Origin of the sequence: Variovorax rhizosphaerae (genome assembly GCF_037889975.1) — a bacterium.
GTDB classification, from domain to species: Bacteria; Pseudomonadota; Gammaproteobacteria; order Burkholderiales; family Burkholderiaceae_C; genus Variovorax; species Variovorax rhizosphaerae.
In genome coordinates this window covers 680,164-704,127 of record NZ_JBBKZT010000001.1, presented here as the reverse complement: position 1 = coordinate 704,127, position 23,964 = coordinate 680,164, and the positions used below count along the sequence as shown (strand labels likewise).

Annotated in this window: 25 protein-coding genes and 1 pseudogene; 10 read left to right on the top strand and 16 right to left on the bottom strand. The window is 64.9% G+C overall.

What is annotated here, in order from left to right; genetic code table 11:
• The first annotated feature begins 46 nt into the window (after positions 1-46).
• Positions 47-979, top strand: coding sequence for a CysB family HTH-type transcriptional regulator (locus tag WKW82_RS03145; RefSeq protein ID WP_340340780.1), 933 nt, complete (start codon positions 47-49; stop codon positions 977-979).
• Between the two features lie 188 nt (positions 980-1,167).
• A complete protein-coding gene (locus tag WKW82_RS03140) occupies positions 1,168-1,590 on the top strand; it encodes a DUF1801 domain-containing protein (RefSeq protein WP_340340779.1) in 423 nt (140 codons plus the stop codon).
• A gap of 89 nt (positions 1,591-1,679) precedes the next feature.
• Here the strand turns inward: WKW82_RS03140 and WKW82_RS03135 are convergent, their stop codons facing one another.
• The 7 genes from WKW82_RS03135 to WKW82_RS03105 are packed head-to-tail and all read right to left on the bottom strand — an operon-like array spanning position 1,680 to position 8,135.
• Positions 1,680-2,381 carry an SDR family oxidoreductase gene (locus WKW82_RS03135; protein WP_422823395.1) on the bottom strand — a complete coding sequence of 234 codons (702 nt, stop codon included), beginning with the start codon at positions 2,379-2,381 and terminating at the stop codon, positions 1,680-1,682.
• Between the two features lies 1 nt (position 2,382).
• Positions 2,383-3,210: an SDR family NAD(P)-dependent oxidoreductase gene (locus WKW82_RS03130; RefSeq protein WP_340340777.1), complete on the bottom strand. Its 828-nt coding sequence runs from the start codon at positions 3,208-3,210 to the stop codon at positions 2,383-2,385.
• Positions 3,207-3,983, bottom strand: coding sequence for an SDR family NAD(P)-dependent oxidoreductase (locus WKW82_RS03125; protein WP_340340776.1), 777 nt, complete (start codon positions 3,981-3,983; stop codon positions 3,207-3,209). The genes WKW82_RS03130 and WKW82_RS03125 overlap by 4 nt, the downstream gene beginning before the upstream one ends.
• Positions 3,976-4,377, bottom strand: a complete 402-nt coding sequence (locus tag WKW82_RS03120; RefSeq protein WP_340340775.1) for a Zn-ribbon domain-containing OB-fold protein — start codon at positions 4,375-4,377, stop codon at positions 3,976-3,978. The genes WKW82_RS03125 and WKW82_RS03120 overlap by 8 nt, the downstream gene beginning before the upstream one ends.
• 1 nt (position 4,378) lies before the next feature.
• On the bottom strand, positions 4,379-5,545 hold the full coding sequence (locus WKW82_RS03115) for a thiolase domain-containing protein (RefSeq protein WP_340340774.1): 1,167 nt from the start codon (positions 5,543-5,545) through the stop codon (positions 4,379-4,381).
• A 15-nt stretch (positions 5,546-5,560) separates the two neighbouring features.
• Positions 5,561-7,141: an AMP-binding protein gene (locus WKW82_RS03110; RefSeq protein WP_340340773.1), complete on the bottom strand. Its 1,581-nt coding sequence runs from the start codon at positions 7,139-7,141 to the stop codon at positions 5,561-5,563.
• Positions 7,131-8,135 (bottom strand): Bug family tripartite tricarboxylate transporter substrate binding protein, encoded by a 1,005-nt coding sequence (locus WKW82_RS03105; RefSeq protein WP_340340772.1) that lies wholly within the window; start codon positions 8,133-8,135, stop codon positions 7,131-7,133. The genes WKW82_RS03110 and WKW82_RS03105 overlap by 11 nt, the downstream gene beginning before the upstream one ends.
• A gap of 109 nt (positions 8,136-8,244) precedes the next feature.
• Between WKW82_RS03105 and WKW82_RS03100 the strand changes: the two genes are divergently transcribed.
• The 6 genes from WKW82_RS03100 (at position 8,245) to WKW82_RS03075 (ending at position 14,564) form a co-directional block, all read left to right on the top strand.
• Positions 8,245-9,021, top strand: coding sequence for an IclR family transcriptional regulator (locus WKW82_RS03100; protein ID WP_340340771.1), 777 nt, complete (start codon positions 8,245-8,247; stop codon positions 9,019-9,021).
• Between the two features lie 182 nt (positions 9,022-9,203).
• Complete coding sequence (locus WKW82_RS03095) at positions 9,204-10,160, top strand: TauD/TfdA dioxygenase family protein (RefSeq protein ID WP_340340770.1); 957 nt, start codon at positions 9,204-9,206, stop codon at positions 10,158-10,160.
• Positions 10,161-10,298: 138 nt separating this feature from the next.
• A complete protein-coding gene (locus WKW82_RS03090) occupies positions 10,299-11,648 on the top strand; it encodes an ABC transporter substrate-binding protein (RefSeq protein ID WP_340340769.1) in 1,350 nt (449 codons plus the stop codon).
• A complete protein-coding gene (locus tag WKW82_RS03085) occupies positions 11,645-12,562 on the top strand; it encodes a carbohydrate ABC transporter permease (protein ID WP_340340768.1) in 918 nt (305 codons plus the stop codon). The genes WKW82_RS03090 and WKW82_RS03085 overlap by 4 nt, the downstream gene beginning before the upstream one ends.
• Positions 12,549-13,481, top strand: coding sequence for a carbohydrate ABC transporter permease (locus WKW82_RS03080; protein WP_340340767.1), 933 nt, complete (start codon positions 12,549-12,551; stop codon positions 13,479-13,481). Before WKW82_RS03085 ends, WKW82_RS03080 begins: the two co-directional genes overlap by 14 nt.
• A gap of 6 nt (positions 13,482-13,487) precedes the next feature.
• On the top strand, positions 13,488-14,564 hold the full coding sequence (locus WKW82_RS03075) for an ABC transporter ATP-binding protein (protein ID WP_340340766.1): 1,077 nt from the start codon (positions 13,488-13,490) through the stop codon (positions 14,562-14,564).
• An 84-nt stretch (positions 14,565-14,648) separates the two neighbouring features.
• Here WKW82_RS03075 and WKW82_RS03070 read toward each other — a convergent pair whose 3' ends face one another.
• Both WKW82_RS03070 and WKW82_RS03065 read right to left on the bottom strand, forming a co-directional pair.
• Positions 14,649-15,377: a CHAP domain-containing protein gene (locus WKW82_RS03070; protein WP_340340765.1), complete on the bottom strand. Its 729-nt coding sequence runs from the start codon at positions 15,375-15,377 to the stop codon at positions 14,649-14,651.
• Complete coding sequence (locus WKW82_RS03065) at positions 15,374-15,676, bottom strand: hypothetical protein (protein WP_340340764.1); 303 nt, start codon at positions 15,674-15,676, stop codon at positions 15,374-15,376. The genes WKW82_RS03070 and WKW82_RS03065 overlap by 4 nt, the downstream gene beginning before the upstream one ends.
• Before the next feature lie 367 nt (positions 15,677-16,043).
• Between WKW82_RS03065 and WKW82_RS40600 the strand changes: the two genes are divergently transcribed.
• Complete coding sequence (locus tag WKW82_RS40600) at positions 16,044-16,166, top strand: hypothetical protein (RefSeq protein ID WP_422823394.1); 123 nt, start codon at positions 16,044-16,046, stop codon at positions 16,164-16,166.
• Positions 16,167-16,733: 567 nt separating this feature from the next.
• Positions 16,734-18,071: an ATP-binding protein gene (locus WKW82_RS03055; protein WP_340340763.1), complete on the top strand. Its 1,338-nt coding sequence runs from the start codon at positions 16,734-16,736 to the stop codon at positions 18,069-18,071.
• An 84-nt stretch (positions 18,072-18,155) separates the two neighbouring features.
• On the opposite strand, the pseudogene WKW82_RS03050 reads toward WKW82_RS03055, so the two are convergent.
• The 7 genes and pseudogenes from WKW82_RS03050 to WKW82_RS03020 form a co-directional block, all read right to left on the bottom strand.
• Positions 18,156-18,448, bottom strand: a pseudogene (locus WKW82_RS03050) (thioredoxin domain-containing protein); the annotation flags it as partial.
• Positions 18,412-19,221, bottom strand: coding sequence for a Bug family tripartite tricarboxylate transporter substrate binding protein (locus WKW82_RS03045; protein ID WP_340340931.1), 810 nt, complete (start codon positions 19,219-19,221; stop codon positions 18,412-18,414). The gene WKW82_RS03045 and the pseudogene WKW82_RS03050, both read right to left, overlap by 37 nt.
• Positions 19,222-19,394: 173 nt before the next feature.
• Positions 19,395-20,420, bottom strand: coding sequence for a Gfo/Idh/MocA family protein (locus WKW82_RS03040; RefSeq protein ID WP_340340762.1), 1,026 nt, complete (start codon positions 20,418-20,420; stop codon positions 19,395-19,397).
• The gene (locus tag WKW82_RS03035) at positions 20,417-21,454 is read right to left on the bottom strand and encodes a Gfo/Idh/MocA family protein (protein WP_340340761.1); all 1,038 of its coding nucleotides are present in this window, start codon (positions 21,452-21,454) and stop codon (positions 20,417-20,419) included. The genes WKW82_RS03040 and WKW82_RS03035 overlap by 4 nt, the downstream gene beginning before the upstream one ends.
• Before the next feature lie 103 nt (positions 21,455-21,557).
• Positions 21,558-22,454 carry a LysR substrate-binding domain-containing protein gene (locus WKW82_RS03030; protein ID WP_340340760.1) on the bottom strand — a complete coding sequence of 299 codons (897 nt, stop codon included), beginning with the start codon at positions 22,452-22,454 and terminating at the stop codon, positions 21,558-21,560.
• Positions 22,455-22,587: 133 nt separating this feature from the next.
• Positions 22,588-23,232 (bottom strand): peroxiredoxin, encoded by a 645-nt coding sequence (locus WKW82_RS03025; protein WP_340340759.1) that lies wholly within the window; start codon positions 23,230-23,232, stop codon positions 22,588-22,590.
• A 67-nt stretch (positions 23,233-23,299) separates the two neighbouring features.
• Positions 23,300-23,914: an alkylhydroperoxidase domain protein gene (locus WKW82_RS03020; protein ID WP_422823403.1), complete on the bottom strand. Its 615-nt coding sequence runs from the start codon at positions 23,912-23,914 to the stop codon at positions 23,300-23,302.
• Positions 23,915-23,964 lie beyond the last annotated feature (50 nt).

Sequence of the window (23,964 nt, the reverse complement as noted above, 5' to 3'; positions counted from 1 at the left end):
TCGTTCGTTCCAGAAATGAAGCGCGACCGCCAGAATCGGCCCCATCATGAATTTCCAACAACTTCGCTCGGTGCGAGAGGCCGTGCGAAGCGGCTTCAACCTGACCGAGGCCGCGCAGACATTGCACACCTCGCAACCCGGCGTCAGCCGCCAGATCCGCGAACTCGAGGACGAGCTCGGCATCGAGCTGTTCGTGCGCGCCGGCAAGCGATTGACCGGCCTCACCGAGCCCGGCGGCCACGTGCTGCCGATCATCGAACGCGTGCTGATGGAAAGCAGCAACCTGCGCCATGCCGGGCAGGAGTTCGTCGCGCAGCAGAGCGGTGTGCTCTCGGTCGCGGCCACGCATTCGCAGGCGCGCTATGCGTTGCCGGTGGCGGTGCAGGAGTTCCGGGCGCACTACCCCAACGTGCGGCTGCACCTGCACCAGGGCTCGCCGAAGCAGATCGTGCAGATGCTGCTGGAAGGCGAGGTCGACGTGGGCATCGCCACCGAGGCGCTGGCCGACTATCCGCAACTGCTCGCCCTGCCCTGCTACCGCTGGACCCATTCGGTGATCGTGCCGCCGGGGCATGCGCTGCTGGATGCGCCGCTGACGCTGGAGGCGCTGGCGCAGCATCCGCTGATCACCTATGACACCGGGTTCACGGGGCGGACGCGGATCGACGATGCGTTCGTGCAGCACGGCCTCACGCCGAACATCGCGCTGGCCGCGATGGATGCGGATGTGATCAAGACTTATGTGGGGCTGGGGATGGGGGTCGGGATCGTGGCCAACATTGCGTACGAAGCGGAGCGGGATACGCAACTGCGGGCGATCGATGCGGGGCATCTGTTCGGGATCAACCTGACCAAGCTTGCAGTGCGGCGCGGGAGCTATCTGCGCGGGTATGTCTATGCCTTCATCGAGTCGTTTGCGCCGACGTTGACGCGTTCGGTAGTGGACCAGGCATTGAGCGACGAGGCCACGCTGGCCTGACGTGCGGGCGGCACACGCCCGCCGTAACATCGCCGACCTCAAGTCGATGTCGCTTTGCCGGCTCGACTTGATTCCCCTGGGGGCGCGGGCCGGACGAAGGCCCGGCCGTGGGGGCTTGGAGGTAGTCTTACAGCACCACCCGCCGCCGTCTTCCAGACGCATGACGCGTGGGCTTCAAGGATGCACGCATGACGACAAAGAAATCGGCCACGGGCCAAGGCGCCGCAGCGCCCGAACTAATCTCTCAACGCATCGCCGAACTCGGTGACTGGCGCGGGGAGACCCTTGCGCGCATGCGCAAGCTAATCAAGCATGCCGACCCCGACGTCGTCGAGGAGTGGAAGTGGATGGGCACGCCGGTCTGGGAGCACGACGGCATCATCTGCACCGGCGAGTCGTACAAGGACAAGGTCAAGCTCACCTTCGCCAAGGGCGCGCATTTGAAGGATCCGGCCAAGCTCTTCAACTCCAGCCTCGATGGCAACCTCCGCCGTGCGATCGACATCGCGGAGGGCGAGGAAGTGGACGCGACCGCTTTCAAGGCGCTGGTGCAAGAGGCGATCGCGTTGAACAAGCTGAAGCCTGCAAAGAAAACAAAGGCCAAGGCCTGAGCCTTCGGCACTCCGATACAGACCGCGCAACTCTCAGCGCTGCTGCTCCCACTCGCGCACGGTCAGCCGCCAGCGGTGGCTTGGAGCGACTACACCCCCGACACCCCCACCGTCATCCCCCCGCACACATAGAGGTTCTGCCCCGTCACAAATCCGCTCCCCTCACCCAGGAAGAAATCGACCGCCGCTGCCACGTCGTCCGGCTCGCCGAGCCGCTTCACCGGGATGGCCGAAACGATGGCCTGTGTACGGGGCGATGCGGCCGGGTTGACGCGATCGAACAACTCCGTGCGAATCGGACCCGGCGCAACCGCATTGACGGTGATGCCGTGCGCGCCCAGTTCGAGCGCCCAGACGCGCGTCATCCCCAGCAGCCCAGCCTTGCTCGCGGCATAGGCGGTACGCAGTTCCTTGCCCAGCGCAGCGCGCGAAGAGATGTTGACGATCCGCCCGAAGCCGGCCTCGCGCATCCCCGGCAGCAAGGCCTTGGCGCACTGGAAGGCGCAACGCAGGTTGACGGAGATCACCTGCTGGAATTCCTCAAGCGTCTGCTGCTCGATGGGGTTCGGGCACACCACGCCTACGTTGTTGACGAGCCGGGTGATCGGCCCTCCCGCCAGCGCCTGCGCGAGCGCGCGTTCGGTCTCCGCCGGATCACTGAGGTCCGCGCGAATGTCGGCCTTGGGGGACTGGTCGATCACGACCACCGTCCAACCACGCTGGCGACACTGGGCCGCAATCGCAGCCCCGATGCCGGAGGCGCCGCCGGTGACAAGGACGCGCTGCGCCATGTCAGACGAACTTCCCGGTGATGCCGCCATCCACCAGCAGCTCGGTGCCCGTCACATACGACGCCGCATCGGACAGCAGGAAGCCGCAGGCGTAGGCGACTTCCCAGGCCGTGCCCATGCGCCCTGTCGGCACCTGCCGGGCGCGGGCCTGGCGGGCTTCGTCGAGGTCGTCGGCACTGAACTGCGACGCCACGGTGGTGGCGATGCGCGGCGTATCGATCAGCCCCGGCACGACCGTGTTGGCCCGGATGCCGAAGGGCGCATGCTCGAGCGCGACCAGCCGAATGAACTGCTCCACGGCGGCCTTGGTGACGCCATAGGCCAGGTGCGGGTAGCCGAGGTAGCGGTGGGCAGCGATCGACGAGATGGCGACGATCGCGCCACGGCCGCGCTCCTTCATCCCGGGCAGCACGGCCTGGGTCATCAGCAGCAGTCCGCCGACGTTGACCGCATGCACGCGGGCCAGGTCTGCCGCGGAGGTCTGCGCGGGGCCGCCGACCTTGCCGATGCCGACGTTGTAGTGCAGTGCGTCGATCGGGCCGAAGGCATCGCGTGCTTCCCCCACCAGCCGCGACACATCGGCCTCGTCGGAGACATCGCCGACGAGCACGATCGCCTCGCCGCCTTCCTCCTCGATCAGGCGCACGGTTTCGCGTGCCGAGTCGGCATCGCGATCGGCCACGCAGACGCGGGCGCCCTGGCGCGCATAGGTCACCGACGATGCGCGACCGATGCTCCAGCCGGGCCCGGCGGAGCCGCCTCCGGCCACGAAGACGGTTCGGCCGTCCAGTCGCAGCGGCAGGGCCGGTGGGGTGTTGGCGCCGTTCATCGCGGCTGCATCCGGATGGCGCCATCGAGGCGCACGGTTTCGCCGTTCATCATGTCGTTCTCCAGCAGGTGAATCGCCAGCCGGCCGAATTCGGATGGCCGACCCAGCCGTGCCGGAAAGGGGATGGACGCCGCCAGCGCCGCCTTGACCTGGTCCGTCAGCCGAACCAGCGCAGGCGTATCAAACAGTCCCGGCGCAATCGTGTTGACGCGGATGCCGCGCTTCGCGAGATCGCGGGCTGCCACCAGTGTCATGCCGACGATCGCGGCCTTGCCCGCGCTGTACGCGATCTGACCGATCTGGCCTTCATAGGCGGCAACCGATGCCGTCAGCACACAGGCGCCGCGCTGCCCGCTGTCGCCATGCAGTGCGTTTTGCGCCATCTGCGCGGCTGCAAGGCGCAGCACGTTGAAGGTTCCGATGACGTTGAGCTGCGTCACCTCGGAGAACTTTTCCAGCGAGCCCGGCGAGCCGTCCTTCTCGACCAGCCGGATCGGCGCGCCACGACCGGCGCAATGCACCAGCCAGCGCAGCGGTGCGGTGGCAGCAGCCATGGCGATAGCCTGCTGGACATCCGCTTCAGATGTCACGGTGCCCGGCGCGAAGGTCGCCAGCGGGCCCAGGTCGGCGCAGACCTCGGCGCCCTTGGACGTCGGGAGGTCGAGCACCACGACATGCACCTGGCGTCGCACGAGTTCGATGACGGCCGCGAGGCCGAGGCCCGAGGCGCCCCCGGTCACGATCGCCGAGGTGTTTGGAAAGAGGTCAGACATGGTTTTGGGCTGAAGTGAATTTGGGAGCGGTGCGGCCGTCCTCGGTGCGCCGGAAAACGACCTGGACAGGCGCGCCGATGCGCATGTCGGCCTCGGCCATGTCGACCAGGTTGGTCAGCAGGGTCGGGCCTTCGTCCAACTGGACGTACGCGACGGTGTAGGGCGGACTGGCGCGGCGCAGCGTGGAGCACGCATGCACGGTGCCGCGTCCGCTCAGCGGAACCCAATGGGTGTTGGCGCTGCGGCAGAAGGGACAGATGACGCGGGGGTACCAATGCACCTTGCCGCAGTCCGTGCAGGCCTTGCCCAGCAGGCGACCTTCTTCCGCGGCCTGCCAGAACGGCAGGTTTTCCGGATGGGCTGCGACGTAGGCATCGTCGTTCAGGGTGTGCATGTCATTCCCTCCCAAGGATCAGTGTCGAATGAGCGTGCCCCGCGCCGAGCACGAGCCCCGGGCCCGAGGCCAGCGCAAATTTGCAACCGGCCACCTGCACCTCCGGATGGGCCTCGCCACGCAGTTGCCGCACCGCCTCGATGACCTTGGTCACACCGCCGCGATTCTGCGGATGGTTGTTGCAGAGCCCGCCGCCGTCGGTGTTCCACGGTAGCGCGCCCTGGCCGGAGATCAGGTTGCCGTCGGCCACGAACGCACCGCCCTGCCCCTTCTTGCAGAAGCCCAGGTCTTCCAGTTGCAGGATGACCATGATCGTGAAGTTGTCGTAGATCGATGCGTACTGGATGTCCTGCGGACGCAGGCCGGCCGCTTCGAACGCGAGGCGACCCGACACCTGCGCGCCGGTCGAGGTCAGGTCGAGCATGCCGCCATGATTGGTCTGGATGGTCTCGCCGGCACCGAGCACCTTGACCGCAGGCCGATGCAGGCGGCGGGCCACGGCCCTGCTGGTGACCACCAGGGCGCCGCCGCCATCGGTGATGACGCAGCAATCCATCTTGTGCAGCGGATCGGCGATCACGCCCGATGCGAGCACGTCCTCCACCGTCACCTTCTTCGGCAGCAGGGCGCGCGGATTGTGCTGCGCGTGGGTCGATGCCGCCACTTTCACCGCGGCCAGTTGCGCGGATGTCGTGCCGTAGGCATGCATGTGCCGCTGGGCGGCCATGCCATAGATGGGGGCGATGGTCCATTGGCTCGCACTGTCGAAGGCCGCTTCAGGACGGTCCGGGCTCAGCGCCCTCGGCTTCACGCCGACCGACTGGCCGGTACTGCGTGGACGCCCCGCCATGGTGATCAATGCGACCGAGCATTTGCCCGCCGCGATGGCCGTGGCAGCGTGGGACACCAGCGAGATGTAGGAGCAGCCGCCGAGCTCCGTCCCGTCCAGCCAGCGCAGGCGCAGGTTCAGGTAGTCGGCCATCACGAGCGGGGTGCCGCCCGGCACGTCGCCAGCGCAGAAATAGCCATCGACATCGTCGAAGCCCAGGCCGGCATCGGCCAGCGCGCCTGCAGCGCATTCGGCATGCAGTTGCGCGGCCGACTTGTCGGGCGCGTGGCGGGTCGGGTGCTCGAAGGCACCGCAGATGTAAGCACCGAGGTCTTGCATGGCGATGTCTCTTCGTCAGTTGACCGCACGGGCGTCGCTGGCCCAGTGCCGCGCCCGCAGGGCCTTCTTGTCGATCTTGCCCAGCGCCGTGAGCGGCAGCGCCGACACGAGCTCCACGCGCTTGGGCGTGGCCACCGCGCCCTTGGCGAGCCGCACCTCGGCGGTGATCTGCTCTTCGGAGAGCACGCAGCCTTCCTTGAGTTGCACGTAGGCCATCACCAACTCGCCCCACTTGGCGTCGGGGATGCCGATCACGGCGGCTGCGGCCACGGCCGGATTGACGCAGATCGCATCCTCGACCTCCTTCGGGTAGACGTTGAAGCCGCCCGAGATGATCAGGTCCTTTTTTCGGTCGACGATGTAGTAGAGGCCGTCGGCATCCTTGTACGCCACGTCTCCGGTGTGCAGCCAGTCGCCGGCCAATGCCGCGGCCGTCTCCTCGGGTCTGTTGAAGTAGCCGGACATGACGAGCGGACCGCGCACGCACACTTCGCCGCGCTGCCCGTCGGGCACCTCCACGCCGTGCTCGTCCAGCAGGCAGACGCGCAACTGCGGATAGGGCCGCCCGGCGCTCGAGAGCTGTGCATCGGCGAGTTCCGCATGCTCGCGCCGGCCCAGGATCAGGATGTCGTTGGGCGCCTCGGTCTGGCCATAGCTCTGGATCAGGACCGGGCCGAAGGTGGCAAGGGCCTGGCGGATGCGCGTCGGCGAGGCCGGCGCGCCGCTGTAGATCAGCGAGTGGAAGCGCGACCAGTCGACTTCACCGGTGCGGCCGGAATCGAGCAGGCCATAGAGCATCGTCGGCACCATCCAGGTCACGTTGCAACCATGCGTGTTGATCGCAGCGATGACGCCGTCGATGCTGAAGCCGCGCAACAAGGTCACGCATCCGCCCTGCATCAATGTCGGGATCACCAGTGAGCCGGCGCCATGGGAGATCGGCGCGACGCAAAGATAGCGAACATCCGTTGGCCAGTCCTTGGTCGACAGGTCCAGCAGCGCATTGGTGACCAGCGCGCGGCTCGACAGCATCACGCCCTTGGGACGCCCGGTGGTGCCACCGGTGTAGGCCAGGCGGATCACCTGCTCGGAGTCGCCGGTGGGCACGAGGGGCTGCGGCGTGTAGTCGCGGATCGCAGACGCTAGCTCGACGTGGCCAGGCACCTTGCCGATCGACAGCCATGCACGCACGCGCGGGCAGCGCGGCTTCAGCGCCTCGGCCCGTGCCCGGTGGTATTCGTCGACGATGAAGACATCGGCCGTGCTGTCGTTGAGCACGTACTCGTGGTCGGCTTCGCTGCCCGTCGCATGCAGCGTGACCGAACGCAGGCCGCGCAGGTAGATCGCCGCGATGACGGCGAAGACCTCGAAGCGATTGACGCCCAGCTGGGCCACGGTGTCGCCGGGCCGCAGGCCCAGGTCGTCGAAATGCTGGGCGATGCGGCTGATCATGTGGCCCAGTTCGCGGTAGCTCACCGTGGCCTCGTCGTTGGCGAAGGCCGGCCGTTCCGGAAACCTGGCAATCGCCGAGACGATCAGGTCCGCCACCGTGGCGCCGCGGTGCAGGGCACTCGCGATGTTGATTTCATTCGACACTGACATTCCCCGCCTGGATCATCTTTTGCCACTTCACGAGGTCCGTGCGCATGGAGTCTGCGAAGGCCTGCTGGGACAGTTGTGAGGGCGTGAGGCCCAACTCTTCAATGCGCTTGACGGTCTCTGGCGCGCGCAGCACGTCCATGGTGGCCGCCGACACCTTGCTGCGGACGGCCGCAGGCATGCCCGCCGGCCCGAACAACGCAAACCAGCCGACCGGGTCGAAACCAGGGATGCCGAGTTCCTCCAGCGTCGGAACGTCGGGGAAGGTCGTCGATCGGCGCGGGCCGGTGACCGCGAGCACCTTGAGCTTGCCGGCCTGGACATGGGGACGCAGCGGCGCCACGTCGACGAAGGCGCCGTCCACCTGCTGCCCCAGCAAGGCATTCAGCAGCGGCCCCGAGCCGCTGTAGGGCGCATGGACCATGTCCAGCTTCTGCGTCGCGTTGAGCAGCGCGCCGTGCAGGTGCGAGGTGCCGGCGTTGCCGTTGGAGCCGTAGCTCGCCTTGCCTCCGCGCGACCGGACCAGTGCAAGGTACTCCTTGAGCGAGTTGGCCGGCGACGCAACGGGCACGGCGAAGAAGTTCACCGAGGTTGCAAGCTGCGCCAGCGGCGTGAAGTCCTTGAACACGTCGTAGGGCAGGCTCTTGTAGAGGCTGGGCGCCTGGATCAGGGTCGTGATGCCCAGCATCAGCGTGTAGCCGTCGGGCGCCGCCTTGGCGACGAAGGCGCTGCCGATCTGGCCGCCCGCGCCTGGCTTGTTCTCCACGATGACGCCAACGTTCCAGCGCCGCGACAGTTCGGTGGCCAGCAGTCGGGCCACGATGTCCGTCCCTCCACCGGGGGCGAAGGGCACGACGATCGTCACCGGTCGCGTGGGGTAGGTCGTGTCGGAATCGGCCAGTGACAGCATTGGGAACAGGCCACCCGCGAGGGCTGCTGCCGCCAGCGAAATCACGGATCGGCGCCTGGGCTGAAATGCGCTGGGTGTCATGTTGTGGTCTCCTGTGTTGATCGGGTCGTCCAGGCAAATTCTTCCAGCGATGCTTTCAGCGGGCATCCTAGAATGTCCGCTCAGCGGACGTTTCTCTTGGGAGTTTTTTGTGGGCACAACCGGTGAAGACGCCACCCTCGGGGATGAAGGGGTTCGCGCGTTGCAGCGCGGGCTGGCCGTGCTCGACTGCATCCTGGGCGGCCCTCGCACCGGCGTTCGAGTGGTGGAACTCATGCGTAGCTGCGAACTCGGGCGCGCCACGGTCTACCGCGTGCTGGCGACCTTGATCGCCTGCGGATACGTCGCCAGGAACGGGCGCTTTCACTACGTGCGCGGGGCCCGGCTGGAAGCGAGCGCCGCAGCGCCGGTCGACAACCTGGCGTCTAGGCTCGGCCCGGTGCTCCAGCGCATCAGCGAGATCACCGAGGACGCCGCGTTCGCCGTCGTGCGCGAGGGGACGCAGTCGCATTGCATCGCGCGTCACATCGGAACTTTCCCGGTGCAAGTCCTCACCGTGCAGGTGGGACGCCGGCAACCGCTGGGCGTCGGTGCGGCGGGGCTTGCGTTGCTGGCATCCATTGCGCCGGAAGAGGCGGGCGTGATCATCGATGCCAACGCCGCGGCGCTGGCTGCCTATGGCGGCATGACTTCCAAACGTTTGCATCTCCTGCTCAAGGCGACGCGGGAGCGCGGCTGGTCGGTGGTCGGCAACCACGTCGTCGACGACACGCTGGGCGTGGGCATCCCTGTGCCCGGTTCCGGTGGCCAGTCGGTGGCGGCCATCAGCGTCGCAGCGCCATTGCAGCGCATGTCGCAGGCGCGCCAGCACTTCATCGTGAACACGATGCGAAGCACGCTCAAGGCGCTGGTTCCGAAGGGGCTGTAGCGACGCGTTCGTGCGTTGCTCGTGACTCAAACATCTGAGCGTTCCGGGTGAATTCCTGCTGCGCGTCGCATGCGCAAAAAGCGCATTTGGATATCTGGATTGCTTCGAAGCAAAGCGCGTCTTTCAGCAGCTTGCGCCCATAGCATTTGTGCCCCACACGCCACCCGCAGGAGCACCGATACATGAGCACGCAGACCCCGTCCGGCATCGACACGTCATTCAACGCCTTCAAGGTCCGCCGCGTGGCCGGCAACATCGGTGGCGAGGTGCTGGACCTGAAGCTCTCGTCCACGCTGCCCGAGGCCACTCAGGAAGAGATCAATGCTGCGCTGGTCAAGCACAAGGTGCTGTTCTTCCGCGGCCAATCGCAGCTCGACGACGCCGAGCACCAGGCCTTCGGCGCGCGCTTCGGCAAGACCGTCGCGCACCCCACCGTGCCCGCGCCGAATGGCACCAAGCTGTTCGAACTCGACGCCTCCAAGGGCGGCGGCCGCGCCGATTCGTGGCACACCGACGTGACCTTCGTCGATGCCTTCCCCAAGATCTCGATCCTGCGCGGCGTGACGATCCCGGCCTACGGCGGCGACACCGTCTGGGCCAACACCGTCGTCGCCTACGAGCGCCTGCCGGAGAACCTCAAGCGCCTGGCCGATTCGCTCTGGGCCGTGCACAGCAACGACTACGACTACGGCGCCGACCGCGTGATCGTCGAGGAGGAGCGGCTGCGCCATCACCGCAATGTGTTCGTCTCGGCCGTGTACGAGGCCGAGCATCCTGTGGTGCATGTGCATCCGGTGTCGGGCGAGCGCGGACTGTTGCTCGGCCACTTCGTGAAGAAGATCGTCGGCCTGTCGAGCAGCGAGTCGGCGCGCGTCTTCGAGCTGCTGCAGAACCGGGTCATCCGGCTGGAGAACACAGTGCGCTGGAACTGGAAGCAGGACGACGTGGCGATCTGGGACAACCGCGCTACGCAGCACTTCGCGATCAACGACTACGGCAAGCAGCCGCGGCTGGTGCGTCGCGTGACGGTGCATGGCGAGACAGCGGTGTCGGTCGACGGCCAGCGCAGCCGCACGCGCAGCCGGCCCGAGGCGACCAACGACGAGCGCATCGACGAAGTCATCACCGCAACGGCGTAGCTAAGCCCACCCCCGATGCGCCTGCGGCGCCTCCCCCTCGAGGGGGCGCACCCAACGGCCCGGCAAAGCCGGTTCCGCGGGTGCCCACGAAAGGACCGCGCGTCTGAGATGACACACAACTTGTAAAGGCACACGACCATGAACCACAACGATTTCAACAACGGCCGCCGCGGCCTCCTCAAGGCCGGCGCCGCACTCGGCGCAGGCGCCTTCCTCCCCGGCTTGGCCGCAGCCCAAGGCGGCGCGAAGAAGTTCGACGGCGTCACGCTCAACGTCTCCACCTTCAGCGCCGCCTACCCCAAGCTGCTGCAGCAATGGCTCCCCGAGTTCGAGGCGCTCACAGGCACCAAGGTCAACTTCGACGCGCCCTCCTTCCCCGTCTACAACCAGCGCGTCGACCTGGAGCTGTCGACCAAGGGCGCGGCGTACGACGTGGTCAACGTCACCTTCATCTATTCGAGCCGCTGGATCAACTCGGGCTGGCTCACGCCGCTCGACGACTACATCAAGAACCCGAACCTCACGCCCGCCGACTTCGACCTCAACGACTTCCTGCCCGGCGCCCGCGCGCCCGAGACCGGCAAGGACGGCAAGCTCTACGGCGTGCCATGGACGGCCGAGGCGCTGCTCACCGCATCGTCGCGCTTCGACCTCGTGCAGAAGGCCGGCCTCGCCTTCCCCGACACCACCGACGACCTGGTGAAGGTGCTGCGCGCCGTCAACAAGAAGGAGCGCGTGGCCGGCTTCGTCGCCGACAACCACTACGGCTGGACCTTCGTGCCCTACCTGCATGCCTTCGGCGGCGACGTATTCCGCAAGGCGCCCGACGATCTCTTCCCCACGCTCGACACGCCCGAGGCCATTGCCGCCGGCGAGTACTACGCCAACCTGCTGAAGGAGTTCGGCCCCGATGGCGCCGTGACCTACCAGCCCGACCAGGTGACGCAGGCACTCAAGCTCGGCCGCGTGAACTTCACCGATGCGGGCCAATTGCACCTGGCGCAGCTCGGCGACCCGGCCACCAGCAAGACGATCCAGACCGTCAAGTTCGGCCTCATCCCCAAGGGCCCGGCCGGGCGCTTCCCGGGGACTGCGGTGCACGGGCTCGGCATCCCCGCCGGCTCCAAGAAAAAGGAGGCCGCGTGGGCCTTCATCCAGTGGGCCTTGAGCAAGCAGACCACGCGCCGCGCCGTGGCCGCGGGCTATGGCTCGCCGGCGCGCCGCTCCGACATCGACTCGACCGAGTTCCGCCAGAAGCAGGTCATCAACGGCAGCGACCTGGCCAAGCTCTCGCTCGACTCGATCGAGCTGGCCTCGAAGACCGGCCACATGAAGTACCGCACCGTGTCGGTCTATCCGCAGGTCGACCAGCAGCTCAACAAGGCGATCGAGCTCATCGCGACCGGGCAGCTGTCGGCCAAGCAGGCGTTCCAGCAGGCGCAGGCGCAGTCGATCGCGGAGCTGAAACGGGCAGGCCTGAACCTGTGAGCGCGATCGCCGTCGGGCGGACTGGCAACAGTTGGGAGGCGGAGCGCAAGCGCGCCTTCCTCATCGGCCTGTCGCCATCGCTGCTGGTTCTGCTGGCGATCACGCTGGTGCCGGCGGCGGCGCTGCTGGTCGCGAGCCTCACGCCGCTGAGCCTCACCGATCCGGCCAACACCTTCCGCTTCGACGACCCGCTCGGCAACTACCGGCACCTGCTGGAAGACCAGCGCTTCCTGGCGTCGATCGCGGTGCAGTTGAAGCTGTCCATCGTCAGCGTCGCGCTGCAGCTCGGCGTGGGCCTGGGGCTGGCGCTGCTGCTCAATGGCCGGTCGAAGGTGCTCGGCGCCACGCGCACCGTGTTCCTCATCCCGATGGTGCTGCCGCCGATCGTCGTCGCGCTGATCTGGAAGATCATCTACACGCCCGACGTGAGCCCGCTGCATCGCGTGCTGGACGCGGTGGGCCTGCCGGTGCGCTCGCTCATCGCCAACCCCGACACCGCCCTGTGGGCGCTGACCGTGGCCGACACCTGGCAGTGGTTCCCTTTCACCATGCTGATGGTGCTGGCCTCGCTGCAGATGATCCCGGACGACCCGATCGAAGCGGCCAGCCTCGACGGCGCGAACCGCTGGCAACTGTTCCGCTACATCGTGTTCCCGTACATCCGGCCGGTGCTGCTGGTGTGCGGGCTGTTCCGCCTGATCGACAGCTTCAAGGCCTTTCCGCTGATCTACGTGCTGACGAACGGCGGGCCGGGCTCGGTCACCGAGGTCACCAACTACTACGGCTTCATCCAGGCCTTCAACTTCTCCTACTGGGGCTATGCGAGCGCGATTGCGATGGTGATCCTCGCGGGCGTGTTCATGCTGAGCTGGCTGGTCGGAAAACTCGGGTGGAATGATCATGCAGAGCGGTAACTACGCGATTGACGGAGGGATGATCGGCATCGGGCACGACGAAGGTGTCTCGCTGCCTGCCGCACCTGTACCGCTGACCTGGACGGCTCCCCGGCGCCGCACACGCAAGAAGCCCTGGCTGCGCCGCCATGCACGCCCCATCGTCGCGGTGCTGCTCATGCTCATCGTGCTGTCGCCCTTCCTCTGGCTGGTGCAGCTTGCCTTCAAGCCCGCGGCCGACATCTTCGAGGACAGCCTGCTGTTCGTGCCCACGCTCGACAGCTTCAGGAGCCTTCTGCAAGGCAACTTCCTCAAGTCCTTCGGCAACAGCCTGCTGGTGAGCACGTTGTCGACCGGCATGTCCTTGCTGATCGGCGTGCCGGCCGCCTATGCGCTCACGCGCTGGCAGTTCAAGGGCCGCGACCGCATCGCGCTGTGGATTTTGGTGACGCGCATGGCGCCGCCGATCGCATTCACCATTCCGTTTTTCCTCGCGTACCAGTACCTGGGCCTGCAGGACACCGTCATCGGGCTGGCGATCGTGTACCTCACCTTCAACCTGGCCATCGTGATCTGGTTGATGCAGACCTTCTTCGAGGCCGTGCCGGTCGCGCTGGAAGAGGCCGCGTGGATCGACGGCTGCGGCATCTGGCAGGCCTTCTGGCGCATCACGCTGCCGCTCACCGCGCCGGGGCTCGCGGCCACCGCGGTGCTGTGCTTCATCTTCTCGTGGAACGACTTCTTCTACGCGCTGATCCTCACGCGCACCAACGCCATCACGGCGCCGGTCGCCATCGTCAACTTCCTCCAGTACGAAGGCTGGGAATGGACCAAGATCGCCGCGAGCGGCACGCTGGTGATGTTCCCGGTGATCGTGTTCACCGTGCTGGTCCGCACCTACCTCGTGCGCGGCCTCACGGCCGGCGGCGTCAAGGACTGAACGAACGTGTCTTCCTCCATCACCATTCGCAACCTGGTCAAGGACTTTGGCAGCACACCAGTGCTGCGCAACATCGACATCGACATCCACGAGGGCGAGTTCCTCGCGCTGGTCGGGCCCTCGGGCTGCGGCAAGTCGACGCTGCTGCGCATGATCGCGGGGCTGGAGAGCATCACCGGCGGCGAGATCCGGCTGGGCGATGAACTCATCAACGACGTGGCGCCGCGCGACCGCAACATCGCGATGGTGTTCCAGAACTATGCGTTGTATCCGCACATGACGGTCGCCCAGAACCTGGGCTTTGCGCTGCAGATGCAGGGCACCGACCGCAAGGAGATCGACCAGCGCGTGCGCCAGGCCGCCGACATCCTGGGCCTCGACCAGTTGCTCGCGCGCAGGCCCAGGCAACTCTCCGGCGGCCAGCGCCAGCGCGTCGCGATGGGTCGCGCCATCGTGCGCCGGCCCGAGGCCTTCCTGTTCGACGAGCCGCTGTCGAACCTCGACGCCAAGCTGCGCGTGCAGATGCGCACCGAGATCAAGGCGCTGCACCAGCGCCTGGGCACCACCACCGTCTACGTCACGCACGACCAAGTCGAGGCGATGACCATGGCCGACCGCATCGTGGTGCTGAAGGACGGCGTGGTCGAGCAGGTCGGCGCGCCGCTGGCGCTGTACGACCAGCCGCGCAATGCTTTCGTGGCGGGCTTCATCGGGTCGCCGGCGATGAACTTCATTCCGGGGCGGTTGCAGCTGGATGGCGCGTCACCGCCGCATGTGGTGACGGATGACGGGCTGCAACTGCCTCTCGCGCGGCCTGCGCGCGGGGCGCATGGGGACCGCGTGCTGTACGGGGCGCGGCCGGAGCACTTCACGCTGGATGCGAGTCGCGGTGCGGGGGCGGATGTGATCGTGGTGGAGCCGACGGGGTCGGAGACGCAGATTGCGGCGCGCTTTGCGGGGCAGAACGTGATTGCGGCGTTTCGGGATCGGATCAGTGCGAGGCCGGGGGATCGGCTGCCGTTGTGGCCGCTGGGGGAGGCGGCGCATTTGTTTGATGCGGGGAGTGGGGTGCGGTTGAATTGAGGCAGCGCCGGTATGACTGGTCGAACGAATCCACTATGCATATTTGTGCGCCTCCCAATCAAGAATTGAACAGCATAAGCATTGCTACAACGGAGCCAAAAAACCAAGGGAGAAGAATTTGTCGATTTTTCGAGTTTTTCGAAAAACCCCTACGCCCTGCCGGCTCCCATCATCATTCGAATTTCCTTCAATTGTCGTGATCGAATCACCCGATCGACTTTCAACGATTCCCGCATGACCCATTCCTCCACCGAAGTCTAAAAAGAATGCCATTCCCGGAAGAATTTGGGATGGATCGTTAATAGCGCTTTCCGGCGTGATCAATCGAATTCTGGAGGGGTCAAAGTTTGTCACCATAGCGTTTGCCGAGGCTGTTCGAGGCAATGGATTTCCAGTCGAGTACTTCTTTGACGCCTGGTCGAAACACCAATAAACAAACGCGACGGACCAACCGGTACCAACGTGGAGCCCGGCAGATTTTAGATATTCATCGACCATGGGGCCTCGGTTTGAACCCAGCGGATCCTCACGCACACCAACTTGCGAGGCAGCCGCCAAAACCACTTGGTGCTCGAGGAGATTCGGAGTTATTGCCTGAGATTTGGAAGCAAGGTTTGGGGGTAAAGATTGCAGGGGAGACGCCGAAGACCCAGGAGGTCCGACCGGCCTCGGCAAAACGGGAGTGGTATCCGGATTATTTGTTGCCAGAACAATTTTTCCATTTGGATCTTCGATCAATTCGGCTGCCACCAAGAATCTCAGATTGACCATTGCTTCGGAAAGATTTCCAGTGCCAATGGCTTTGATGATCAATTCTGATCGTTGCTTCTGTCGATCCAAGTTCTTTGTGAATTCGAACCTATCGCGCTCGAGCTGGCGGTTGAAATAACTTTGAGCCACTGCGCCAAGGCAGTGCCAAGAAGGCCAAATGCGGCAACAACTGTAGCAGTTGTAAGTGGTGAAGACAAAAAGCGTCTGCCAAAACGATCATTCTCGCGTCGATCCTCAAATTCCTTCTCTCTCAGCAGAAACTCATCCTTTCGTGCGTTTCGTTCCCAAGTAGCCTTGTCTCGTTCCAATTGCAGACGCATTTGATCAAGGTTATTGTCCATGATGCTTCCAGAGAGCCTGAAGTTAACGCTTTCCGAGTTTGCGCTGAAGAACAGGAGCACACCAGAAACCTTGCGGGATCTTCTACCTAAAGTTGATGACGGTGCGCCTTCCGGCAGTGTTTCTTTACTCAGACGCCAGCCGAACCGAGGTGCAAGTGGTATGGGCTTGGCGCCGCCGCGGGGCTCATAGCCTCGCGCCAGCGCGTCACCTTGGGCCGCGCCGGTCCGAAGCCTTTTTGTTCGACGAACCGTTGTCGGACGTCGAAGCCAAGCTGCGCGTGCGGATGCGCACCGAGAGCAAGGCGCTGCGCCAGCGCCTGGGTACCACCACCGTCTACGTCACGCACGACTAGGTCGAGGCATGACCATGGCCGACCGCATCGTCGTGTTGAAGGACGGCGTGGCCGAGCAGGTCAGTACGCCGCTGGCGCGCTGTACGAGCAGCCGCGCAATGCGTTCGTGGCGGGCTTTATCGGGTCGCCAGCGATGAACTTCACACCGGGGCAGTTGCAGGTGGGCCACATCTCCGCCGCATGTGGTGACGGATGGTGACGGGCTGCAGTTGCCGCTCGCGCGGCCCGCGCGTGGGGCACACGGGGACCGCGTGCTTTATGTGGCGCAGCCGGAGCACGCTGGCCGCGAGCCGCGGAGCAGGGGCGGATGTGATCGTGGTGGAGCCGACGGGGTCGGAGACGCAGATCGCGGCACGCATTGCGGGGCAGAACGTGAGTGCTGCGTTTCGGGATCGGGTCAGTGCGAGGCCCAGGGGATCGGTGCCGTTGTAGCCGCTGGGGGAGGCGGCGCACTTGTTTGATGCGGGGAGTGGGAGGCGGTCGAATTGAGTCAACCTTCAACGCCTGCCCGATTGCACGCTTGCAAATTTTTCTGTGCAGGACCAAAAAACCAAATTTGTTCCTTTGTCTTGCGCGAACCAGCGTCAGCTGTCCCACTGACATCGAGCAGAAAAATTTCTTGCCATGTCCCTTCCGATTGTTGCCGCCCCTAGCTTAGGATGGCGCTTTTCTGCTCAAAATTAACAATCGATTGGAGCGCCAAGGTGATCAAGATTTATCAAGTCCGCGAGGTATTCACGCCATCGACCCCAGCGCGCGTGGCTTTCGTTGAAAGAGACTCAATTAACAACAAACTGGTGAACGCCCTGCGAACCCCAGGCAAACAAATTGTCGTCTATGGGCACTCTGGCTCAGGGAAAACGACCCTATTGGTCAACAAATTGCATCAGCTTTACGAACGACACATAACCACACCATGCATGAAGGGCTTGACGTTTGAGCAACTTGTAATGGATGCTTTTGATCAGCTCTCCCCTTTCTATATTTCAGAAAAGTCAGCGGCGAGAAAATCGACTAAAGCCGAGGAACTATCGGTCACGTATAAAATAATATCTGCAAAAATTGGCGATTCATCGACCCTGGAGTCAGGGCAAAAGAGCAACAGGCTGCTGCCTCCGCAACTCACCCCGCAAAATCTTGCTCGATTTATTGGGGAAGCCGATTGTTGTTGGGTTCTCGAAGACTTTCATAAAATTGATGATGCGGAAAAACCAAAGCTTTCGCAACTGATGAAGGTTTTTATGGATATGTCGGATACTTATCCGACATTGAAGATCGTGGCGCTCGGCGCCGTCGATACTGCACGACAAGTTGTAGATTACGACCCAGAACTGAAGAATCGAGTTTCTGAGATCCGGGTAGATCTCATGGAAGAGCGAGAAATTCAGGAAATTATTGAAAAAGGCGAAAAGGCGCTAAACATCAATTTCGGCCTAATCAAGAATTCCATCGCAACATATTCAAGTGGACTTGCGGCAGTCTGTCATCATTTGTGCCTAAATATTTGTGACGCAGCAGAAGTGCAGGAGACTTTTAAAGGCGAAAAGCCATACATAGTTCCACGCACGAGTCTCCCCGAAGCGCTAAAAACATATGTCCAGGAAGCTTCGGACAGCATCAAGAGCTCGTTTGATAAAGCCTTGAAGAAGGAAAGAAAAAGCAAATACAACAACGCGGAATTAATTATAAGAACGCTATGTAAAGCAACGGACGACGGCATGGCCCGAGCGGAACTGTTGGGAAAGATAAGGGAAGGCGAACAGGGATTCCCTAATTCAAATCTCGAGCACTATTTAAAGAAACTTCAGTTGGAAGAATATGGTGCGCTACTAAGATATTCGCCCCTCTCCAACTGCTATTCATTCACGGATCCCTTTTATCGAGTTTTTGCAATGGTTTTTTTCAAAGAAGCCAAGGTTAGCAGGCACGGAGAAATTGTTTCAGCAGAGCTGATTAAGCTCTTGGAGAAACTAGTTCAAGCGCGCCCGGACGATTCGGGATTCGGATTTTCTGCAAGGGTGAAAATTAGGCCGGCGGAGTAGCCATCTGCGCGGCTACATACAGTTTCGATGGGCGGGCGACGGGACGATTTCGCCCGTTCTGATCAGCCCCATCGCCATCGCGTCTCACCGATCCGGCTGCGGCGTCACCCTCAAATATGGCCTCAGCGCCACAAACCCCTTCGGAAACCGCTGCGCAATCTCCACCGGGGTCCAGCACGCTCGGCACGCTCGGCACGATCACCACGTCACCCCCGTCGCGCCAATTGGCCGGGGTTGCGGCCGGTGCTGGCGGGGTAGGTGATGGTGGTGCGGATCACCTTCTTCGGGTCGATGATGAAGACGCTGCGCACGGTCGCGGTGGTGGACGCGTTGGGGTGGATCAGTCGACCTTGATGTTCGACTCCTCGATCACCTTCTTCCATTTCACCGCTTCCTTGTTCGCGAAGGCCGTCGCGTCCTCGGTCGTCCCGCCGGCCGGCTGGATGCTCAGTTCCGCAAGCTTGCTTTTCAACGCGCTGTCGTTCAGCACGGTGTTGAGGCTCTTGTTCAACCGCGCGACGACGTCCTTCGGCGTGCCGGTGGGCGCGAGCAGGATGTACCAGACCACGAGTTCGAAGCCCTTGAGGCCGGATTCAGACACGGTCGGCAGGTCCGCGAACATGGGCGAGCGCTGCTGTGTCGTGATCGCCAAGCTGCGCAGCTTGCCCGCCTTCACGTTCGGCATCGCTTCAGGCGCGAGGATGAGCATGAAGTCGACCTGGCCCGCCATCAAGTCCTGCACGGCCGGCGCGCCGCCCTTGTAGGGAATGTGAGTGACCTCCACGTCCGCGGCCCGCTTGAAGAGCTCGGTCGCCAGATGGTTCGGCGTGCCCGCCCCGGGCGACGCATAGTTTCGCCCCGGGTTCGCCTTCAGGTAGCGCAGGAACTCAGGCACGTTCGTCGCCGGCACCGAAGGGTTGACGGCGAGCATCGCGGGCACGTCGGCAACGCGGCCGATGGCAGTGAGTTCCTTCGAAGCGTCGAACGGAAGCTTGGGGTACAGCACAGGGTTGATGGCCTGCGTCGTCATGGTCGAGAGCAGCAGGGTGTATCCGTCTGCCGGAGCCTTGGCGGCAACGCCGGCACCGATCGCTTCTCCCGCACCCGGCCGATTGTCGATGACGATGGGTTGGCCCAGATCGGCCGACATGCGCTGGCCCAGCAGCCGGGCCAGCACGTCGGTGGTGCCGCCGGGCGCATAGGGCACCACGATCTTGATCGGCCTCGTCGGGAAGTCGTCCGCAGCGCTTGCTGCGCCGGTCGTGCACGCGAAGGCCGCGATCACGATTGCCAAGGTTGTCCATGTCTTCATATTGCCTCTGCTTATGGTTGGGAAATACTGGGTTCGAACGCACCGGCCGCGATGATCTTGTCGATGACGCGGTGCGTCTGCAGCGCCTCGTCGCCGCTGACTGCGGGTGGCCGGCCCTCGGCGATCGCGTCGAGAAAGTCCCGGTGCAGCGCGAGGTGCGCGGCGGGCGAAAAATCCATGATCGAGTCGCCGCTGCCCGACTTGTCCTCGCCTTCGACGACCTCGGTGCGCCCGTCGTGGTACAGCACGCGCAGGGTGCCGCCCACCAGCGATGCGGTGGCACGCGCGCAAACGAGCTCCAGCGACTCGGCCCGGCCCGGGTACATCGCGGTCGTGGCCATCAGCACGCCGGGCGCGCCGTTGGCCAGGGTGAGCAGCGCCGCCGCGAAATCTTCGGTTTCCATGCGATGGATGGCGGTCGTCCGCACGCGCGAGGCAAGCACGTCGCGCACGCCGACCAGGCTGCGGAACAGGTCCAGCGCGTGGATGGCCTGCGTCAGCAGCACACCCCCGCCGTCGCGCGCGACCGAGCCACGCCCGGGCTGGTCGTAGTAGCCGGCCTGCGAACGCCACCAGGGAATCTGCAGCACGCCCGCCTGGATTTCGCCGAGCGATGACGACGCGATCAATTCCCGCAGCCGCACCGCGCCGGGCCGGAAGCGGTGCTGCAGCACCACGCCGAAGCGCAGGTCGGTGGCGGCCGCGAGGCGGACCAGCTCTTCGGCCTTGCCCAGGCTCACGTCGAGCGGCTTCTCGACCAGGGTGTGCTTGCCCGCCGCGAGCGCCTGGCTCGCGATGGCCAGGTGGGTGTGCGCGGGCGTCGCGACGATCACGGCCTGCACCTCGGGGTCTTGCAGCGTCTGTGCGATGTCGTTCGTCAACCGCGTGTGCGCGGGCACCTTGCCTTCGGCCTTCGCTGGATCGCTGCGCGTGACGGCCCAGCGCAGGTCGACCCGGTCCTGCAGTGCGCGCAAGCTGGCCAGGTGCGGCTCCGAGCCCGGGCCGAGGCCGATCAAGGCCATGCCGAGGCGCGTCATCGTGCGCGCTCCGCCTGTGCGGTGGCCCTGGCTTCCGCTTTCGCCTGCGCCTCGAGTGCCAGCCGGCTCACCGTGAAGCTGTGGGCATGCGGGATGGCGGTTTGCGTGCGGCGCTGAACGTCTTCGACCAGTTGGGTGAAGAAGGTGATCGGCTCGCTGGTGCAGTCGATGTGGCGGGTGCCGGCGCGGTCGCCCAGGAAGAGATGGTCGGTGCCGGGGCGACCCTCGATGTCCATGTACTTGCGCAGCTCGATGGAGCCTTCGGTGCCCACGATGAAAAGCCGCCCGTCGCCCCAGGCCGGCATGCCGTCGGGCGTGAACCAGTCGACGCGAACGTAGCCGCGCGCGCCGTTGTTGCGCGAGGCCAGCGCGAGCTCGCCGAAATCCTCGAAGTCGGCCGCGGTCGTCTTGCCGAAGTGCGCAACGCTGGCCAGGCTGACCTCGGCGTCGCTGGAGCCGGTCAGCACCAGGAACTGGTCGATCTGGTGCGACGCGATGTCCACCAGGATGCCGCCGTAGCTGGCCTTGTCGAAGAACCACGCGGGGCGGATGGCCTGGTTCAGCCGATGCGGCCCCATGCCCAGGGTGTGGATGACTTGACCGATGGCGCCGTCGGCAATCAGCCGCCGCGCCGTCGCGACCGATGGCACGATCATCCGCTCCGAAAAGCAGATGGCGTAGAGCCGGCCGGTCTCGCGCACGGTCGCCTCGACTTGGGCGAGCTGGTCGGCGCTGACGACGCCGGGCTTGTCGGTGAGCACGTCCTTGCCATGCTTCATGGCGGTGATTGCAATCCCGGCGCGCTCCGATGGCACGCCCGCGGTGACGATCAGATCGATGGCCGGGTTCTGCAGCAGCGCATCGGCGCTCTCGACCTCCTTCAGCTGCGGGAAGCGGCTGCGCACGCCGTCGCGCACCCGCGGATCGGATGTGGCGGACAGGAAGCCCGCGCAGGTCGCGCCGGCCTGGAGCAGGCCCTCGATGAGGTGAAAGACATGCCGGTGGTCGATGCCGATGACTGCGAACGTGATCATGCGGTGGAGTCTCGAGTCGCCTGTCCGCGCTGTCCAATTCCGAATTGGATCGGATCGATACCTTGGCGGTATCGCGGCGTCGCCCGTCAGGGTTTGCCTGAACTCATTCGGCCACCGGCGCAGCGCCGGCGAACTCGCGCACGACGTCGAGCATCCGCTGGAGCACCGGGGACGCCTCGTCCTTGCGATAGAAGCAGTGCACTTCCATGTGCGCCGGCTCGCCGTCGGTTTCGAGCGGCACGTAGGTCACGCCCGGCAGGCGCAGGTTGGTCATGGACTCCGGCACCAGTGCGAGTTGACGACTGATGCCGGTCATCAGGGTGGCCATGATGAGGTCGCCGGCTTGCGCGGCAAAACGCGGTTCGAAGCCGGCCGCCCGACACAGGCGTAGCGTGATGGCCGGCGGCGAGCGCGACGACGCGGTGACGATGGGCTGATCGCGCAGCAGCGCGACCGGCAGGGTGTCGCGCCGGGCAAACGGATGCGCGCTGCTCATGGCCACCAGCAGGCGCTCGCGGGCGACCAGCTCGACGGCCATGTCGTCGTCCGGCGGCACCATGCGCTCGAAGCCGATCAGGATCCGTCGCTGGCGAATCGCTGTGACCTGCTGGTGCGTCTGCCCTTGGTACAGCGACACCTCGACCTCGGGGTGCACTTCCGAAAAGCGGGTGAGCACTTGCGGCATGACGCCGAACATGGCCGAGCCGTGCAGCCCCACGTCGATGCGCCCCGTGGTGCCATTGCCCGCGCGCCGCGCGCGATCGGTGGCCTGGTCGACCAGCCCGAAGATGTCGCGCGCGTCCTGCAGCAAGACCTCTCCGGCCTGCGTCAACAACATGCCGCGCGGCGTGCGCTCGAACAGCGCCGCGCCGACTTCTTCTTCCAGCGCCTTGATCTGGCGCGTCAGCGGCGGCTGCGACATATGCAGTCGCTCCGACGCCCGACCGAGGTTGCGCTCCTCGGCCGCGGCGATGAAGTAGGTGAGTTGACGTAGATCCATGGCAGCGCCTCGGGTGGGTACACGGTGGCGCGCATTGTCTGTCCATCGCGAAGCGGGTCGGGCGCGGTCCGCCCTGCGCTTGATGGCGAGGGAGCGGCAGGTCTCAATCAACGGACGCGTCTGGGACGCTGAATCACCGATTCGGCTGCGGCGTGATCCTCAAGTAAGGCCGCACTGCCGTGTAGCCCTTCGGAAACCGCTGCGCAATCTCCACCGGGTCCTGCACGCTCGGCACGATCACCACGTCGTCGCCGTCGCGCCAGTTGGCCGGGGTCGCGACCTTGTGGCTGTCGGTGAGTTGCAGCGAGTCGATCACGCGCAGGATCTCGTCGAAGTTGCGGCCGGTGCTGGCGGGGTAGGTGATGGTGGTGCGGATCACCTTCTTCGGGTCGATGATGAAGACGCTGCGCACGGTAGCGGTGGTGGACGCGTTGGGGTGGATCAGGTCGTACAGGTTCGCGACCTTGCGGTCGGCGTCGGCCAGGATCGGGAAGTTGACCGTGGTGTTCTGCGTGTCGTTGATGTCGCCGATCCACTGCCGGTGCTTGTCGACGGGGTCGACGCTCACCGCGATGGGCTTGACGCCGCGGCGGGCGAACTCGCTGCCCAGCGCGGCGGTCTTGCCCAGCTCCGTGGTGCACACCGGCGTGAAGTCGGCCGGGTGCGAGAACAGCACCACCCACGAATCGCCCGCCCAATCGTGGAAGTCGATGGGGCCGTCGCTGGAGTCCTGCGTGAAGTCGGGCGCGGTGTCGCCGAGGCGGAGTGTCGTGGTCATGGAGAGGGTGCTTCCTGCCGGTTGCGTTGCGTTGTGAATGAATGAGTGAATGCGTGAGTGACTGAAATCAGTGGGGGGACGAAGCCGGCTCGCCCAGCGACAGCATCAGCCGGTTGGCCCAGTTGAAGAAGGCCGCGCCGTGGATGACGTCCGAGATGGCCAGGTCGTCCAGGCCGGTCGCGCGCAGTCGCGCCACGTGCTCCGGGCCGAATGCGATCGGCGTGGCCGACAGCGCCACCGATGCGTCGACGATGGCGTTCCAGCGTTCGCCGTCTTCTTCATCAATATCGAAGCGCACGTTCTTCACGCCTTCATCGAGCAGGCGCTGGACGTCGTCGCTGCGTTGCGGGGCGAAGTGCGAGGCGAAGCGCGCATGCACCGACGCGCAGTAGATGCAGCCGTTGTAGCGCGAGGTGGTGGCGGCGGCGAGTTCGCGTTGCGCGCGCGGCAGGCCGGCCTCGGGGTTGTAGAAGATGTCCTTGTCGGTGCGCGTGCGCGCGCCAAGGATGTCGGGGTCGCGTGCCAGCAGCATGAAGTACGGCGACTTGGCGCGCGAGGCATCGACGAGGCCGGCGTAGTGGCGCTCGGTCAGTTCGCTTTCTGGCAGCGGCTCGAGCCAGGGCAGCCATTGGAGTTCGTCTTGCGTGAAAGCGTTGGGTGGCACGTTCGTTGGGTGGTCGATGATCTTCTTGCTGCGGGATGGAGAAGCCTCCGCGCCATGCGCTGCGGCGC

Excerpts from the sequence above, each read along its gene's own strand:
- WKW82_RS03145 (WP_340340780.1), top strand. The coding sequence starts at position 47 with ATGAATTTCCAACAACTTCGCTCGGTGCGAGAGGCCGTGCGAAGCGGC.
- WKW82_RS03140 (WP_340340779.1), top strand. The coding sequence starts at position 1,168 with ATGACGACAAAGAAATCGGCCACGGGCCAAGGCGCCGCAGCGCCCGAA.
- WKW82_RS03135 (WP_422823395.1), bottom strand. The coding sequence starts at position 2,381 with ATGGCGCAGCGCGTCCTTGTCACCGGCGGCGCCTCCGGCATCGGGGCT.
- WKW82_RS03130 (WP_340340777.1), bottom strand. The coding sequence starts at position 3,210 with ATGAACGGCGCCAACACCCCACCGGCCCTGCCGCTGCGACTGGACGGC.
- WKW82_RS03125 (WP_340340776.1), bottom strand. The coding sequence starts at position 3,983 with ATGTCTGACCTCTTTCCAAACACCTCGGCGATCGTGACCGGGGGCGCC.
- WKW82_RS03120 (WP_340340775.1), bottom strand. The coding sequence starts at position 4,377 with ATGCACACCCTGAACGACGATGCCTACGTCGCAGCCCATCCGGAAAAC.
- WKW82_RS03115 (WP_340340774.1), bottom strand. The coding sequence starts at position 5,545 with ATGCAAGACCTCGGTGCTTACATCTGCGGTGCCTTCGAGCACCCGACC.
- WKW82_RS03105 (WP_340340772.1), bottom strand. The coding sequence starts at position 8,135 with ATGACACCCAGCGCATTTCAGCCCAGGCGCCGATCCGTGATTTCGCTG.
- WKW82_RS03095 (WP_340340770.1), top strand. The coding sequence starts at position 9,204 with ATGAGCACGCAGACCCCGTCCGGCATCGACACGTCATTCAACGCCTTC.
- WKW82_RS03090 (WP_340340769.1), top strand. The coding sequence starts at position 10,299 with ATGAACCACAACGATTTCAACAACGGCCGCCGCGGCCTCCTCAAGGCC.
- WKW82_RS03080 (WP_340340767.1), top strand. The coding sequence starts at position 12,549 with ATGCAGAGCGGTAACTACGCGATTGACGGAGGGATGATCGGCATCGGG.
- WKW82_RS03065 (WP_340340764.1), bottom strand. The coding sequence starts at position 15,676 with ATGGACAATAACCTTGATCAAATGCGTCTGCAATTGGAACGAGACAAG.
- WKW82_RS40600 (WP_422823394.1), top strand. The coding sequence starts at position 16,044 with ATGGCCGACCGCATCGTCGTGTTGAAGGACGGCGTGGCCGAGCAGGTC.
- WKW82_RS03045 (WP_340340931.1), bottom strand. The coding sequence starts at position 19,221 with ATGTCGGCCGATCTGGGCCAACCCATCGTCATCGACAATCGGCCGGGT.
- WKW82_RS03040 (WP_340340762.1), bottom strand. The coding sequence starts at position 20,420 with ATGACGCGCCTCGGCATGGCCTTGATCGGCCTCGGCCCGGGCTCGGAG.
- WKW82_RS03035 (WP_340340761.1), bottom strand. The coding sequence starts at position 21,454 with ATGATCACGTTCGCAGTCATCGGCATCGACCACCGGCATGTCTTTCAC.
- WKW82_RS03030 (WP_340340760.1), bottom strand. The coding sequence starts at position 22,454 with ATGGATCTACGTCAACTCACCTACTTCATCGCCGCGGCCGAGGAGCGC.
- WKW82_RS03025 (WP_340340759.1), bottom strand. The coding sequence starts at position 23,232 with ATGACCACGACACTCCGCCTCGGCGACACCGCGCCCGACTTCACGCAG.